This is a genomic window from Candidatus Chordibacter forsetii (genome assembly GCF_964187505.1).
GTDB classification, from domain to species: Bacteria; Verrucomicrobiota; Verrucomicrobiia; order Opitutales; family Seribacteraceae; genus Chordibacter; species Chordibacter forsetii.
Genome location: NZ_CAXLML010000056.1, coordinates 1 through 15,146 on the forward strand (window position 1 = coordinate 1; position 15,146 = coordinate 15,146).

A 15,146-nucleotide genomic window follows, 5' to 3' on the forward strand; every position below is an offset into this window, starting at 1 on the left:
TTAATCGAGGATGTCGAATAGCACATCCTGGTGAATTTACTAGGCAGGCATTCCTTAACGGGAAAATTGACCTCCCACAGGCTGAATCTGTGGCACAAATTATTGCAGCAAAAAATGAACAAGCACTTACCCTAGCCCAACGAAATTTAAAGGGGAAACTTTCCGATAAACTATTATCCATTCAACAAGATATCTTAAACCTACAAGCTTCCATTGAAGCACACATAGACTTCCCCGAAGATGATTTACACGAAAATGATCAAGAAAGAGTTCATCAGAAAGTAAGAAAAATAGTCCAGGAGCTTGAAGCATTACTCTTACAATCTACAAGAACTAAACTATTAACTAGAAACATTAGAGTGGTTCTTACAGGATTACCTAATGTTGGAAAAAGTAGCTTGTTTAATGCTCTAGCAGGCAAGAATCGAGCACTTATTCACTCTGAATCAGGAACAACAAGAGATTATTTAGAATTTGATATTAAAATTGGTAAATTCTGGATAACGCTTGTTGATACAGCTGGAGTTCATAATGCATCCGAGCAAATTGAGTTAGCTGGTATTGAAATGAGTCTTGAACAAGCAAATGAAGCTGATTTGTTTCTTTGGGTGATTGACAACTCAGTCCCCCACCCTACCGAACTCCCAGAAAAATTTACCAAATTATTACAAAGCAAGCCTACACTACTCATTCGTAATAAATCAGACTTGGGTAAAAATAATTGGGCACCAAATTATAATCCCTCGCCCAAAGCAATAAACATAAGTTCAACCGGAAAATATGGTCTCAGGGAATTGGAGACGCTTTTACTAGAAATAATACAAAAACTCACAGGAGAAGGATCAGAAAATGAATATCTCGTAGGTGTAAGGCACGAAGTACTCATTAAAAACTGCTTGGATAAGTTGAACCGTTTCTTGACAGAATCAAATAATGAAGTTGGAGATGAAATTATATCAATGCACCTTACTGAAGCTCGAAAAGAATTAGACATAATGATTGGGAGAAAAACAAATGAAGATATGCTAGATATTCTCTTCGGAGAATTCTGTATAGGGAAGTAAGGATGACACTAAGGGTAAATACACCTAAAAAGCCCTATGATGTAATTGTCTGCGGTGCTGGTCATGCTGGTTGTGAAGCAGCCATTGCTGCATCAAAACAAGGGGCAGATGTCCTGCTGTTAACAGGAAATTTAGATACCATTGCTCAAATGAGTTGTAACCCTGCCATTGGTGGACAAGGAAAAGGACAAATTGTACGCGAAATCGATGCATTAGGGGGAGAAATGGCATTAAATGCTGACTTTACTGCCATTCAATTTAAACTTTTAAATACTTCTAAAGGAAAAGCTGTCCAAGCACCAAGGGCACAATGTGATAAAAAAGCCTACCAGTTAAGGATGAAGCATGTTCTCGAACAACAGCCCAATCTAACGCTATTTCAAGCAATGGTGGATGGCTTAATCGTTCAAAACTCTTGTTGTAACGGAGTTACCACATCAATGGGACTTCACTTTTACGGTAAAACAGTCGTAGTAACCACAGGAACTTTCTTACAAGCATCGACTCACATAGGACAATCAAAGTCGGAAGGAGGTAGGTTAGGCGATCATTCTGCAAAGGGACTTTCCTCGCATTTCATAAAGCATGGCATAGAACTTAAGCGCTTTAAGACTGGGACTCCTCCAAGGCTTCTAGGTAATTCTATTAATTTTAATGGCTTGGCAGAACAATCCGGAGATCAAGATCCTACTAAATTCGCTTTTTACGATAGTAGAACTGATACCGAGATGTTCCACGTGGAACAAAATAGAAGGTGGCCGACAAAAGGTAGTCATGAATTAGGTTCAAATTTAGTAAAATGCTTTCTTACCTCGACCACAGAAACTACCCATGAACTTATTAATGAAAACCTCCACCTTTCACCACTTTATAAAGGTGATATTGTTGGAACCGGACCAAGGTATTGCCCCAGTATTGAAGACAAGGTAGTTCGCTTTTCTGACAAAGATTCGCACCGTATTCATCTAGAACCTGAAGGGGTCAACACAGACGAATGGTATATTAACGGTCTCTCAACTTGCTTACCCTTTGATGTTCAGCAAAAAGTCATCAAATCCATACCAGGCCTCGAAAATGCGATGATTATCCGACCCGCTTATGCGGTGGAATATGACTATGCACCTCCAACTCAACTGAAGAAAAGCCTTGAATCTTTGCTGGTTAAATCACTATTCTTTGCTGGTCAAATAAATGGTACTTCAGGATACGAAGAAGCTGCTGCACAGGGACTTATGGCAGGTATAAATGCTTCCAGGACAGCCTTATGCTTAAACTCTTTCTCGATTTATCGAGATGAAGGTTATATAGGTGTCCTTATCGATGACCTAACCGCCAAAGGGGTTACCGAACCGTATCGTATGTTTACTAGTCGTGCGGAACATCGTCTTCTTTTTAATCATGGAAGTGCTGAGCATCGCTTTTTAAAAAAGGCTGATATATACAACTTACATTCCTCATTAAGAAGAGAAAATATTAAGAACCAACTACAATCCACTGAAACATGGATCAAAATCTTTGAAACCAATAAATCTGATTCAGGTATAACTTATGCCCATCAAATTAAATCAGTTCCAGAAGTAGAAATTAATTTTCCCGAATCTTTTTACCAATTGCCCCAGTCGGTGCAAAATGAAGTAATTTATCGAATCACATACGATGGATATTTGAAAAGAGAAATTGCTGCGGCAAAACGGATAAAAAATGCCGAAAACCTCGAAATACCATCTTCTTTTTCCTATGACTCACTTCCAGGATTGCGAACGGAGTGTACAGAAAAGCTTAACCAGGTAAGACCAAGTACTCTAGGGCAAGCTTCTCGAATATCAGGTGTTAATCCTGCAGACATTAGCATAGTACACATTTACTTAGAACGTTTTACCAAACTACAAAAGAATAAAGGTGATTGAAAATGAGACAGAGAATAATAATCATGCTGAGTTTGAATTAAAAAGAGCTTCGCGAATTAATGGGGTAGGGGAGTTCATTAATCGAATCATTTCCCCGAAGGTCAAAGAGAAGAATTCAAGGGGGATATGCCTAGAGATTGGTTGCGGCCATGGCCATTGGTTGTCATCGTATGCTGAATCTGATTCTCAAAATATTTTTGTCGGCATTGACCTAATTAGTAAAAGAATAAGGAAAGCTGAGCGCAAAAAAGATTCTTTCAAACTTAAAAACCTCTTTTTTCTCAAGGCAGAAGCAAGTGAGTTTCTTCATGCACTGCCAAGTGATTTACCTGTGATAAAAACTTTTATCATGTACTCTGATCCCTGGCCCAAGAAGAGACATTTTAAAAAGCGACTCATTCAAAACAATTTTCTAAGTCTATTGGCTGAAAAGTCTCATATTAACTCAAACCTATTTTTCAAAACTGACCACCGGGGGTATTTTGATTGGACAACTCATTTAATCAAAGATTCCTCTCATTGGACTTATTCAAAAGAGAAATGGCCTCACGACGCAGGTAGTTTTTTTGGCGAACTCTTCCCATCCTCGTTTTACTGTTCCGCCAAAACATCATAAGCGCAACTAATCTCGATCCGCTTATTTTTTAATTCAGTAGTTTGTATGTTTTTTCTTAGAACTTGTGAATTGACCAAAGATAAAGTTCAGCTTATAAGTTTTGACATCTCGTGAAACGATTAGCTCTATTAATTCTTCTATGCCCATTTACAGCTTTAAACGCAGCTGGAGATGGTGTTAAGGTAACCGCTGAAACTGTTTTTAGCATTGGTCAATTTCCCGTTACTAATTCCATGGTTACTAGTTGGATAGTATCACTCCTTTTGGTTTTTTCCATCAAACTTTTAGTTGGTCGCCCACAATTGATACCAGGCAAAGGTCAATTAATTCTTGAGTCCTTAATTGGTGGGATTCGCGGGATCATTGAACCAATAGTTGGAAAGAAAGTATTTTTTCCGTCTTTTTGGCTTCTCAGCGGACTTTTCTTTTTCATATTAATCCAAAATTGGAGCGGACTTCTTCCAGGTGTGGGCACAATTGGTTATGGTACTTATTCGGATGATCATTTTAGTATTGGTAAACCTCTCATAAGACCTGGGAATGCAGATCTTAATATGACCCTAGCTCTAGCACTGGTTGCCAATATTTTTTGGTTATATTTCATCGTTAAGTATGCTGGAATCAAAGCCATCGCGAAAGATTGGTTTGGTAACAAGGCTGACAAATCGGAAGTTAGTGCTACCATCTTTGGTTTTTTGGGCATCATCTTTCTCGCTGTTGGATTCATCGAGGTAGTTTCAATTCTGTTCCGACCGGTCTCTTTAACTTTTCGTCTTTTTGGAAATGTATTTGGTGGTGAAAGCCTTTTGCACAGTATGTTCTATTTAGTTCCTCAGTTAAAGTGGATTCTTCCTGTACCTTTTTATTTCATGGAGGTTCTGATTGGTTTGGTTCAGGCACTAGTTTTTATGCTTCTGATTTCTGTTTACATTGGATTAATATGCAACCATGACGAAGGAGAAAAACACTAATTTCAGTATGGGACTATATTCATTTGTAGACATACCTAACTATAATTAAAACTAAACAATAAATTACTATGATAGAAGTACTCGCACAAGCATCTGAACAAGCATCAGGTATAACTGGAAGCATACAATCGGCCCTTGGTTGCCTTGGTGCCGCAATAGGGGTTGGTATTGTTGGAATGAAAGCCGTCGAAGCGGTCGGACGCAACCCAGACGCAGCCGGTGCAATTTTGGTTCAGTCGATTATAGGCATGGCTCTTGCAGAAGCTGTAGCTTTTTACTCCCTTTTTCTCTAATTAAGAGGGACCTAAGTCCCCAATCGCCTCATGATAGTTTTAGCCAGCCTAACTGACACCGCTCAAGGTATAGTCGAAACCTTCGGTATTGATTGGCCTATGCTAATCGCCCAAGCGATCAACTTCTTGATTGTTGCTTTTGTTATATGGAAGTTTGCTTTTAAAAACGTCCTTTCCACGATTAAAGAACGTGAAAAGCAGATAGCTGACTCTTTGAGCAATGCCGATAAGATTAAACTTGAGCTAGAAGAAACTGAAAAGCAGCAGCAGGAGACACTTCAAGAGGCTTCCATTGCTGCCAAAAAAACAATTTCTTCCGCACAAGAGCAGGCTAAAGCTTTTATCGAAGCTCAGAAAGAAGATGCACGCAAACAAGCCGAAGAAATTATTTCGAAAGCAAAATCTGCCATGGAACAAGAAAGAGAGAGAGTTTTAAAAGAAGCTCGCGAAGAAATTGCCTCGCTTGTCGTGCATACGGCGTCCAAAGTTTTATCGAAAGATTTATCAGAAGATGAAAAGCATAAATTTGCTTCCCGTGCTACTGACGAGTTAAATCTTTCCGTTTAAACCTTCTCCTTTATGTCCTCGCAATTCAACTACCTAGTTCAAGAACTTGTCAGAAAGTCCTCAAATGAACATGACTTTGTAGATAAAAATCTAGTCAACGAAGTATTAGTTGGTCTCAAGGAATGCAAGCCTGCTAAACACCTTGAGATTTTAAAAGACTATTTGGCTGCGATAACCAAAAAGCTTCGTTTCCAGCTTGTCGAACTTGAGTTCGCTGCCGAACCAAACGATTCAGTTATCACTAAGCTTAAAGATAAAATCAATGCGGCTAATACCCTTCCTGTCGATTTCAAATACACGGTCAACAAAAGTCTTATTGCTGGTTTTCGTATAAGATTAGTTGATGATGTTTTTGAGGACTCCGTAAAATCTAGGTTATCCAAACTCTCTCAATCTTTTACATCATAATACCAAACCTCCTAAAATGAGTTCCATAACTGATCTAATTCGAAAAGAAATAGAAAATCTTTCTACCGATGCCACTCATACCAACATCGGTACAATCATAACTTTAGCTGATGGCGTTGCTAGAGTTGATGGTCTTTCCAAAGTAATGTACAACGAAATGATCGAGTTTCCCAATAATGTTTTGGGCATTGCTCTGAATTTGGAAGAAGACTCGGTAGGTTGCGTTTTACTTGGGGATGTTAGTTCGCTTAAAGAAGGAGATGAGGCACGGACAACGGGCAAGCTACTATCAGTACCAGTTGGTAAGGAATTACTTGGTAGGGTCGTAGATGCAGTAGGGCGCCCCATGGACGGTAAGGGTGCTCTTAATGCTAATGAATCCCTTCCTGTAGAAAGAATTGCTCCAGGTATCATTCCCAGAAAATCTGTCGACCAACCTCTGCAAACAGGAATCATGGCGGTTGACTCGATGGTACCGATTGGTAGGGGTCAGCGTGAGTTAATTATCGGTGATCGCTCCACTGGAAAAACCACCATTGCAATCGATACTATTATAAATCAGGCCAAGATTAATAAACAGGGTGAAGCCTCTGGTGATGCAAACTTTCGTCCTGTCTTTTGTGTGTATGTTGCAATAGGTCAGAAAAATGCGAATGTAGCCCGAACAATTAAAACCTTGGAGGAAAGTGGTGCTATGGAATATGTCACCATTGTTTCTGCACCAGCTGCCGACAACCCAGCGAACCAATACCTTGCCCCATACTCTGGATGTGCAATGGGGGAATGGTATATGGAGAACGGAATGGACGCCTTAATCGTTTATGATGATTTGTCTAAACATGCTGTCGCCTACCGTCAAATTTCTCTCATTCTGAAACGCCCATCAGGTCGTGAAGCGTATCCTGGAGATGTCTTTTATCTGCACTCACGCTTACTTGAGAGATCTGCCAGGTTGAAAGAAGATTGTGGAAATGGGTCTTTAACTGCTCTTCCTATTATTGAAACTCAAATGGGCGATGTTGCTGGATACATTCCCACGAACGTAATATCTATAACCGATGGTCAGATTTTTCTAGAAGGTGACCTTTTTAATAAAGGAATTCGTCCTGCCGTATCGGTTGGTCTTTCGGTATCAAGAGTTGGTTCAGCCGCTCAAATCAAGGCCTACAAGAAAGTTGCCGGCAAAGTAAAACTGGAACTTGCCCAGTTCCGTGAGCTTGCTGCCTTCTCGCAGTTTGAATCCGATTTAGATGCAGCAACAAAAGCAAGCCTAGACAGGGGTGCACGTATTGTTGAACTTTTTAAACAAACCGCATCTAATCCTATCGCCGTAGAGATTCAAACAGTAATTATGTGGGCCATGCAAAACAACTTCTTTGATTCCATTGATGTTGCCGATGTAAATAGAGCGACCCAAAGCCTTCGTGATTACATGGAAACTCAAGGGAAAGAAGCCTGCGAATTGATTTACTCATCCGGGAAATTAGAAGAGGAAACCGAACAAAAACTTCGTAGTTCGGTTGAAGATTGGAAGCGCAGCTTCTCTTGATTTCCTAAACTTTTACTTTCTCTTTCATCTTATTTAAAACATGGCTAACTCACGTGATATACGATTGCGTATTAAGGGAGTAAAAAGCACCCGCCAAATCACTAAGGCGATGCAAATGGTTGCCACTTCTAAAATGAAGAAGGCACAGGACGCTGCTAAGTGCGGTCGGCCCTATGCGATGCTTCTGGCTGATTTAATTGTATCAGTTGCCGATGAATTTGAGGAGATTACTCATAAATATTTCAACGACCGACCAGTTAGGCACCGAGGGATTTTAGTAATTGGAACCGACAAAGGACTTTGCGGTGCTTTAAATTCTAACCTCTTTAGAATGCTTTCTGATGTAGATTCATCTGCAAAATTTGTTTCTGTCGGGAAGCGTGCCACCCAGTACTTATCCCGAACACACAGAGATTTACTCGCAGACTTTACTCTTCCAGATAAGCCTCGCTATGCGGACATTAAGCCAATAATCGAATTTTTGCTTAGGTCCTATGGTGACGATAAAATTGACACCATTGAGGTTTTGCACACTGGGTTTATTAACACGCTTCGACAGGAACCTGAGCTTGTTCGTTTATTCCCACTTAATGACCTAGATGAGATGAGCCAAAAACTTCACGAGAGATTTGGTGTTAATGATCACCAAGTCCCCAAAGACAACCGAGAAATTCTTATCGAAAACCGTAATGATGTTTTATCTGAACTAGGTACACTCTACTTAAAGCAGGAAATTCATCAAATGGTTATGGAATCTCAAGCTTCTGAACACAGTGCCCGTATGGTTGCGATGAAAACAGCCACCGACAACGCAGGAAATCTGCTCAACGACCTTACCCTCCAATACAACCGCGCGCGCCAAGCCGCTATCACCCAGGAAATCCTTGAGATTTCTGCCTCAACCCTTTCTAACTAAAACCTACCTTCTTATCATGGAACAGGATAATTCGAATACAAGCCAAGGAAAAATCGTACAGGTCATCGGAGCCGTCGTTGACGCCGAGTTCCCAGCCGGCAATATGCCCAAAATTTACGATGCCCTTGAAATCACTTACAAGCTAGACGATTCCAGCGATGCCAAGCTCGTTTTAGAAACGCAACAACACCTTGGAGAAAACAGGGTACGAGCTGTTGCCATGTCTTCCACGGAGGGCCTCGTTCGTGGAATGGACATAGTTAACACAGCCAACCCAATCTCCGTACCAGTTGGCGAAAAAGTTCTCGGAAGGATTTTTAATGTAACCGGAGACACTGTGGACAACAAAGGAGATTGTGGCCACTCGGAAACTCGACCTATTCACCGTCAAGCTCCAACTCTGATCGATCAGGATACAGAGGCTAATATTCTTGAAACAGGTATTAAGGTCATCGATTTAATTTGTCCCTTCATCAAGGGAGGTAAGGTTGGTGCGTTCGGAGGTGCTGGTGTAGGTAAGACCGTTGTGATCATGGAATTGATCAATAACATTGCCAAAGCCCACGGTGGGTACTCTGTATTTGCTGGGGTAGGGGAACGTTCCCGGGAAGGTAATGATCTTTATCAGGAAATGTCAGAAGCGGGTGTCATCAACCAAGAAGATATTTCCAAATCCAAGGTTGCCTTGGTTTATGGGCAAATGAACGAGCCTCCCGGAGCCCGCATGAGGGTCGCCCTTTCAGGTTTGACTATGGCCGAATATTTCCGTGACGAAATGGGGCAAGATGTTTTACTTTTCGTAGATAATATTTTCCGTTTCTCCCAAGCCGGATCCGAGGTATCCGCACTTTTGGGCCGATCCCCATCTGCAGTTGGATACCAGCCCACACTCGCTGAAGAAATGGGCATCCTGCAAGAGCGTATAACTTCGACTAAAAAAGGCTCGATCACCTCTTTCCAAGCCGTTTATGTTCCTGCTGATGATTTAACTGATCCTGCTCCAGCAAACACCTTTGCGCACCTTGACTCAACTATCGTGTTGGAGCGTTCGATTGCTGAGCTCGGCATTTACCCAGCGGTTGACCCCTTGGCTTCGGTATCAAATGCACTCTCGCCGGAAATTGTTGGTGAAGAACACTTTGGAGTAGCTCGAGGTGTCCAGGAAGTACTCCAGGCCTACAAAGACCTTCAGGATATTATCGCCATCCTCGGGTTGGATGAGTTATCTCCCGAGCAAAAACAAACGGTTTTCCGAGCCCGCAAAATACAAAAATTCCTTTCTCAACCCTTCCATGTAGCTGAAGTATTTACGGGTGTTTCTGGTGAATATGTACCTGTTAAAGATACCATTCGTGGATTCAAAATGATCTTAGATGGTGAATTGGATGAGGTCGCTGAGAATGACTTTTATATGAAGGGTGGAATTGACTCTGTCATCGGTGGAGAGAATTCCTAACTCATCGCTGCTTAGTTCGTCATGCCTATAACCCTCGAAATCGTTACCCCTGACGCCACGGTTTATTCCGAGGAAGTCGATCATGTAGTTGTGCCTACCGCCAATGGAAAGATCGATATATTGTCCCATCATGTTCCTGTTATCGACAAACTAATTGCCGGTGATCTTAAGGTTGAAAAGAATGGGACCATCGAATACCTAGCTGTTAGTTCTGGCTTTGTTGAAGTCTATTCAGAAAAGGTCTCCATACTGACTGATGAAGCTCTCAAAATTAATGAACAGGACGATTCCAAAATTGAGGAAGCAGTTAAACGAGCTCAAGAAGCATTATCCGAGGGTAAGAAAAGTAACTTAGATTTCGCCGCGATCCAAAAACTTGAAGCCGCCACGCGATTTGCTTTGGCTCAACAGATCGCCAAAGGCAAATCCAGATAGTTATAAATGGTGGGCCCTGTCGGACTTGAACCGACGACCTGCCGATTATGAGTCGGATGCTCTAACCAACTGAGCTAAGGGCCCGAAACAAATAAACTACATGTTTTCTTGTAGGTTACAAGTTTGATATCAAGTCCGGACACCGTTCCTTAATTTTTTAAGCGGCCAAGGGCAATATATCTGCAGCTAAAGCATTAAAGATTTTATCTCTTCTGAGACGTGCTTGCTCAATATTTTGCGTCTTTAGGGATCGTCTTCTCCTATCTGATGTTACAGGGGTAGGGTAGACTGTATAATGCAGCCACCAAGTACCGTTGTTATTCCACAAATGATGATTAAGGTTGGACTCGTCCACACGGATCGCGAGTTCTTCAGAATTGGTTGTATTGGATGGTTTCATGGCACGTAGTTTGGTTGATACGCACTTTGTTCGAGTAGCCAAATATTCGAACAGAGCACTGATTTCGGTTTTTACTTAAACCGCACATCTAGGTCAATGACCTGTGAACCACCGTGACCGCTCAAAACGTTCGGTTGGTTGCCGGATAAATCCGACTGTCTGTAGATGCACTTGGCTGGATTATTTAAAGAACAGGATTATTATTCTCGTTGAAAAAGATGAAATGGGCAAACCTATCCTGTGTCATAAACTTTGTTAGCGTTTATCACGCAGTACAATATTGAACCAATCCCGAAGAACTTTTCTTTCTGGTATATCTCGTAGTACCCAAGTGTTGGTATGATTCGCGAATGACATTGCCTTAAAAGTAAAATTTCCTGAGGGGTATACTTCTTTGAGGTATTGCCTCGTTTCTTCAACACTTCCCTCATGACTAATAAATTGTGGTCTATTTCCCAATCTTTTCAGTCGAGTTTTAGCAGAAGTCCGATCACTTCTGGCATATTTCCATTTCTGAACTCCGTCGTAATGACTGTGACAGATGAAACCGCACCATAGTGATGCAATCTGATCATCATAGAGGCCGATATAATTACAGGCGATAGCACCTCGAGAAAACCCAGCAATAAATAGATTAGAAATATCACCACCATATTCCCTGCATATGCGATCTACGGTCTTCTTGCAGTATTCTACCGTCGCATCAACATCACCCCACCAAGTTAGGGCATTTCTTTGATTTTCTACATCGACAAAAGGCATGGATATCCAGATGACACCTTTACCAGCAGATATGCCGTAACCAAGGTTACTCCCTTCGAGCAATCCGTGACTGCTCTTCCACTTGTTTCCTGAATACTCAACAATTACTGGATACTTCTCTCCCTTAACCCAGTCAGTTGGAAGATAAAGAAGGTGGTACACCTCCGAGCCCATGTATTCATGGTTCACATGCCTAACTCGTTTACCTGGGGTTGGCAATTCATCGGTTGTCGATGGAACAACAAGATCAAACCCAGTTTTTTTAAGATCCTTCGCAATGAGCAAAGACAGATGAATCATTCCTGCAATTGTCAGTATGATAACTTTTCTGATCATTTCATTTCTAGAGTCAAAGAATTGTACCCAATCAAACAGTTGTTACATTTACCAATCAGCAATACCTATTGAAAGGCCTCAGCTGAATCAACGATTTGAATGTTTCTAGCAGCACAAACTTTGGAAAGAATAATTGACTTCATTGAAAAATAGTTGAGGTGGCAGAAATGTAAGACTGTAAGGTTAATTTTTTAAGAACCATGAATAAACCTGAGATATTATCACTGCGAACAAACCACAAAAAAGGTTCCCTGACTCTTATCTGTCACTCATCAACTTATATTATTTTTTGCCTCGCTGACTTTTCCAAAGCTTTATGTTCAGAACATCATTTTTAGCTTCTGGTCCATCCGTGCTTCGACCCCGTTGAACATCCAGAGTTAAATCTGCCAAAAGCCTTTCGGCCACATCGGGGCGAGAAAGGTATAGATTATTCTGTTCGCTCGGGTCTTTTTCCATGTTGTAAAGTTGGGCTGAAGCTGTCTTCGCACCAACTTCACTCTCTTTTGGAGAAGACCAACCCCCGGACCCTTTAGCCAGAAGAAGCTTCCACTTGCCTTGGCGGTAGGCGAAGTGACCAGAAATAGAGTGGTGGATTATGCCCTTTCGGCTTGAAACAATAGCCTGGCCGGAAAGTGCGGGTAAGAAACTCACGCTATCTTCTGCCATTCCAGGTGCTTTCTCTCCAGTGATGTCAGAAATCGTGGCAAAGAAATCGACCAAAGTTATAAGTTGATCGCTTTGGGATGCGGCTTCGACCATACCCGGCCAACGAACCAGAAAGGGTACCCTGTGCCCACCTTCCCAAATATCTGACTTTGAACCTCGGTACTGAGCACTTACATGATGCCCCTGTTTACGGAGCCGAGATATGTTTGCTGCCTTTGAACATCCGTTGTCACTCGTAAAGACTACTAGGGTATTTTTCGCAAAGCCATTTTTATCTAATGCATTCATGATCGCCCCGACAGTAGCGTCTGTTTGCATGACAAAATCTCCATACGGGCCAAGCCCGCTCTTCCCCTGCCACTCTGCAGTAGGTACGATTGGTGTGTGCGGCGAGCCGAGCGGTACATAAAGGAAAAAAGGCTGAGCCTGGTACTTGGTGCGCCCTTCAATATAGGCCACCGATTTTTCGGTGAGTCGGGGCAGGTTATGGATTTCATCCAATTGCTCGACCACCTTGTTGTTTTCAATAATGGTATCCATATGACCGGCGTGATGAATACCGTGGAAATAATCAAATCCTCGATGTACTGGCCCATCGGGGATGGTGGACCCAATCGGAGCCCGCTTCATTCTAGGTAGGATCTTACCTGTCTTAGCGTCCTGATACTTAAAATCCAGATGCCATTTACCAATAATGCCTGTTGCATAGCCCTGCTTTTTCAACAAACCAGCCACAGTGAGGCGGTCTGGTGCAATCAGGCATGGAGCAAAGCCCTGGACCACACCACTTTGTAAACGTGTTCGCCAGCTATACCTACCAGTCAGCAAGCCGTACCGTGTTGGCGTACAAACCGAAGATCCCGAATGGGCATCGGTAAAAGTCATGCCCTGGCTTGCAAGCCTGTCAATATAGGGGGTCTTGATCTTGCCATTTTTCGGGTTTAGGCATTGCACATCGCCGTAACCAAGGTCGTCGCACATGATCAGCACAATATTAGGCCTAAGTTGCTTGGCAAAAGTATTGAATGCCAGAAGGGTTCCTAAGGTAAATAGAATGATTCTCATAGTCTTTTTCATTTTTCTGAATATTTTCAAAATAAGAAAGACCACGAATAACCTTGTCTGGCAACTTTAGTTATCCATCTGTCTTAGTGTTTTGAGAAATACCGTAGTCATGTGCTTGTAATAGTCTAATTGTTTGGTACCTCGGTCATATCTCCATACTTCTTCAGTTTTTTGTCCCCTAGGAACCACTAGGGAAGAGAGTAATTTCCAGTCGTTGTATGGAGAGCCGAGTTCGGAGTTCTTTGAAGACTAATTTACTCCCATACCTACCATCCATACATAAGGTTTACCGCGTCGCTACGAGACGCTTGTTAAACTTACTTAGCTGAACGTCATGAGATTTAGAAAGTATAAAGGTTGATGTTACAGCTCCTATTAATGCCAGTGCCATATCAGATTGCGTATCCCAAACATAGCCCTGTGTACCTAAGAATGCTTCTGCATCTTCTCCCGTAGACAATGCTACCCACCACTCAATGAGTTCGTAGAATGCACTAAATGCCAAACTAATTGAAACAATAAATAGATTTAGCCAAGCCCTACCACTTACAACTTTCTTTCGAACTAATATTTCTCTCACGATAAGTGCAGGCACAAAGCCTTGAAAAAAGTGCCCCACTTTATCGTAATTATTTCTATCAGCACCAAACAACCCGTCAAAGAATGGGACCTCTGCATAGGTGTAGTGTCCGCCGATCATTAGAACAACACAATGAACCAAGATCAATGCATACAATAGTGGTGTTAGTCTAAATTTATTATATGTTGTGGCTAATATTATTCCTCCTAAAAGAGCCGGTGCGACTTCCAAGAACCAGGTAAACTGATCCTTCGGATATACTCCAGACCATAGCAATACGATCCAAAAAATTGAAATCCAAATATACTTCATTGTTCAAACTCATTAGGTGGAATACGGCTATAACATTTGCCTCAACTTCCTTGGTTGAATGCCTTAATGGCTTTCCAACAATGAACTTCTCTTCTTGAATAAACTGATCGGGCCGATTTTTAAGCCACTTAATAAGGTAAGCCCGCCCTTCGAAAGAGTGGCAGTAGGGGCATCAACCACGAACAAATCCTTCTCTTTGCGGAGGATCCTGAACTAGGTTGAACAAGCGCTTGCGACCGTTTCGCGGGCACTGGGTAAAATTTCACTGCCCGTCGATGAGCACATGGAACGCTTGTTATTTACTGTAGCACTTGGCATGCTCAAAGTAGGCTGTTTCGGATTCCGTGATCCTCTACACGCAGATTAGACAGTAAATTATCCCCGTCAAAAAGGGGAGAGAACGCTAGAGCTAGCTAAACCAAAAAGAGGTTAACACTAAGTAATAAAACTTAATATTAATCTTTTCGGCAGCTGATATTTAGCCTGAACCACGGCATTAGCCGTGCCACCACGAACTTCTTAGAGTTTCTTTACATTTGTTGCACAGGGACCTTTCTGGCCTTGCCCAACTTCGAACTCCACTTTGTCGCCATCATTTAGCGCATATCCATCCGTCTCAGAATGATGGACAAACAAATCGTCGCCTCCCTCATCTTGCTGGATAAATCCATATCCTTTATCTGAATTAAACCATTTTACTATTCCTGTGCTCATTGTTGTCTTTTTTTATATTTTTTATCTGTACTGAAATGATTTAACGAAAATTATTACAGTAATTTATTCTCTAATGTCCGAAATTGTGTACAGACGAACACATCGAGAGAGTTACATTTCATTATT

Annotated in this window: 16 protein-coding genes and 1 tRNA gene; 11 read left to right on the forward strand and 6 right to left on the reverse strand. The window is 41.8% G+C overall.

The window, feature by feature from the left end; translation table 11 throughout:
- The 11 genes from mnmE to atpC all read left to right on the forward strand — a co-directional run.
- The coding region (mnmE, locus tag ACKPQ4_RS02500) for a tRNA uridine-5-carboxymethylaminomethyl(34) synthesis GTPase MnmE (RefSeq protein WP_407679634.1) at positions 1–1,064 on the forward strand (1,064 nt) is incomplete at its 5' end.
- A 2-nt stretch (positions 1,065–1,066) separates the two neighbouring features.
- Positions 1,067–2,971: a tRNA uridine-5-carboxymethylaminomethyl(34) synthesis enzyme MnmG gene (mnmG, locus tag ACKPQ4_RS02505; RefSeq protein ID WP_407679635.1), complete on the forward strand. Its 1,905-nt coding sequence runs from the start codon at positions 1,067–1,069 to the stop codon at positions 2,969–2,971.
- Positions 2,964–3,587 carry a tRNA (guanine(46)-N(7))-methyltransferase TrmB gene (gene trmB / locus ACKPQ4_RS02510; protein ID WP_407679636.1) on the forward strand — a complete coding sequence of 208 codons (624 nt, stop codon included), beginning with the start codon at positions 2,964–2,966 and terminating at the stop codon, positions 3,585–3,587. The genes mnmG and trmB overlap by 8 nt, the downstream gene beginning before the upstream one ends.
- Positions 3,588–3,697: 110 nt before the next feature.
- The gene (locus ACKPQ4_RS02515) at positions 3,698–4,558 is read left to right on the forward strand and encodes a F0F1 ATP synthase subunit A (protein WP_407679637.1); all 861 of its coding nucleotides are present in this window, start codon (positions 3,698–3,700) and stop codon (positions 4,556–4,558) included.
- A gap of 68 nt (positions 4,559–4,626) precedes the next feature.
- Positions 4,627–4,851, forward strand: a complete 225-nt coding sequence (gene atpE / locus ACKPQ4_RS02520; protein WP_407679638.1) for an ATP synthase F0 subunit C — start codon at positions 4,627–4,629, stop codon at positions 4,849–4,851.
- Between the two features lie 30 nt (positions 4,852–4,881).
- Positions 4,882–5,418, forward strand: a complete 537-nt coding sequence (gene atpF, locus ACKPQ4_RS02525; RefSeq protein ID WP_407679639.1) for a F0F1 ATP synthase subunit B — start codon at positions 4,882–4,884, stop codon at positions 5,416–5,418.
- Positions 5,419–5,430: 12 nt separating this feature from the next.
- Entirely contained in the window at positions 5,431–5,826 is a 396-nt protein-coding gene (locus ACKPQ4_RS02530; RefSeq protein ID WP_407679640.1) for a F0F1 ATP synthase subunit delta, read from the forward strand.
- Between the two features lie 16 nt (positions 5,827–5,842).
- Complete coding sequence (gene atpA / locus ACKPQ4_RS02535) at positions 5,843–7,375, forward strand: F0F1 ATP synthase subunit alpha (RefSeq protein ID WP_407679641.1); 1,533 nt, start codon at positions 5,843–5,845, stop codon at positions 7,373–7,375.
- 40 nt (positions 7,376–7,415) lie between these two features.
- The gene (gene atpG / locus ACKPQ4_RS02540; RefSeq protein ID WP_407679642.1) at positions 7,416–8,291 is read left to right on the forward strand and encodes an ATP synthase F1 subunit gamma; all 876 of its coding nucleotides are present in this window, start codon (positions 7,416–7,418) and stop codon (positions 8,289–8,291) included.
- A 16-nt stretch (positions 8,292–8,307) separates the two neighbouring features.
- On the forward strand, positions 8,308–9,747 hold the full coding sequence (gene atpD, locus ACKPQ4_RS02545) for a F0F1 ATP synthase subunit beta (protein WP_407679643.1): 1,440 nt from the start codon (positions 8,308–8,310) through the stop codon (positions 9,745–9,747).
- Positions 9,748–9,768: 21 nt separating this feature from the next.
- Positions 9,769–10,182 (forward strand): ATP synthase F1 subunit epsilon, encoded by a 414-nt coding sequence (gene atpC / locus ACKPQ4_RS02550; RefSeq protein WP_407679644.1) that lies wholly within the window; start codon positions 9,769–9,771, stop codon positions 10,180–10,182.
- Positions 10,183–10,189: 7 nt separating this feature from the next.
- On the opposite strand, the gene ACKPQ4_RS02555 is transcribed toward atpC, so the two are convergent.
- The 6 genes from ACKPQ4_RS02555 to ACKPQ4_RS02580 all read right to left on the reverse strand — a co-directional run bounded on the left by ACKPQ4_RS02555 (position 10,190) and on the right by ACKPQ4_RS02580 (position 15,020).
- Positions 10,190–10,266 (reverse strand) — tRNA-Ile (locus ACKPQ4_RS02555).
- A gap of 73 nt (positions 10,267–10,339) precedes the next feature.
- Positions 10,340–10,582, reverse strand: coding sequence for a hypothetical protein (locus tag ACKPQ4_RS02560; RefSeq protein ID WP_407679645.1), 243 nt, complete (start codon positions 10,580–10,582; stop codon positions 10,340–10,342).
- Positions 10,583–10,837: 255 nt separating this feature from the next.
- Positions 10,838–11,680, reverse strand: a complete 843-nt coding sequence (locus ACKPQ4_RS02565; RefSeq protein ID WP_407679646.1) for a hypothetical protein — start codon at positions 11,678–11,680, stop codon at positions 10,838–10,840.
- A gap of 282 nt (positions 11,681–11,962) precedes the next feature.
- Positions 11,963–13,426, reverse strand: a complete 1,464-nt coding sequence (locus tag ACKPQ4_RS02570) for a sulfatase family protein (protein ID WP_407679647.1) — start codon at positions 13,424–13,426, stop codon at positions 11,963–11,965.
- Between the two features lie 274 nt (positions 13,427–13,700).
- Complete coding sequence (locus tag ACKPQ4_RS02575) at positions 13,701–14,306, reverse strand: DUF2238 domain-containing protein (RefSeq protein WP_407679648.1); 606 nt, start codon at positions 14,304–14,306, stop codon at positions 13,701–13,703.
- A 519-nt stretch (positions 14,307–14,825) separates the two neighbouring features.
- The gene (locus ACKPQ4_RS02580; protein WP_407679649.1) at positions 14,826–15,020 is read right to left on the reverse strand and encodes a cold-shock protein; all 195 of its coding nucleotides are present in this window, start codon (positions 15,018–15,020) and stop codon (positions 14,826–14,828) included.
- Positions 15,021–15,146 lie beyond the last annotated feature (126 nt).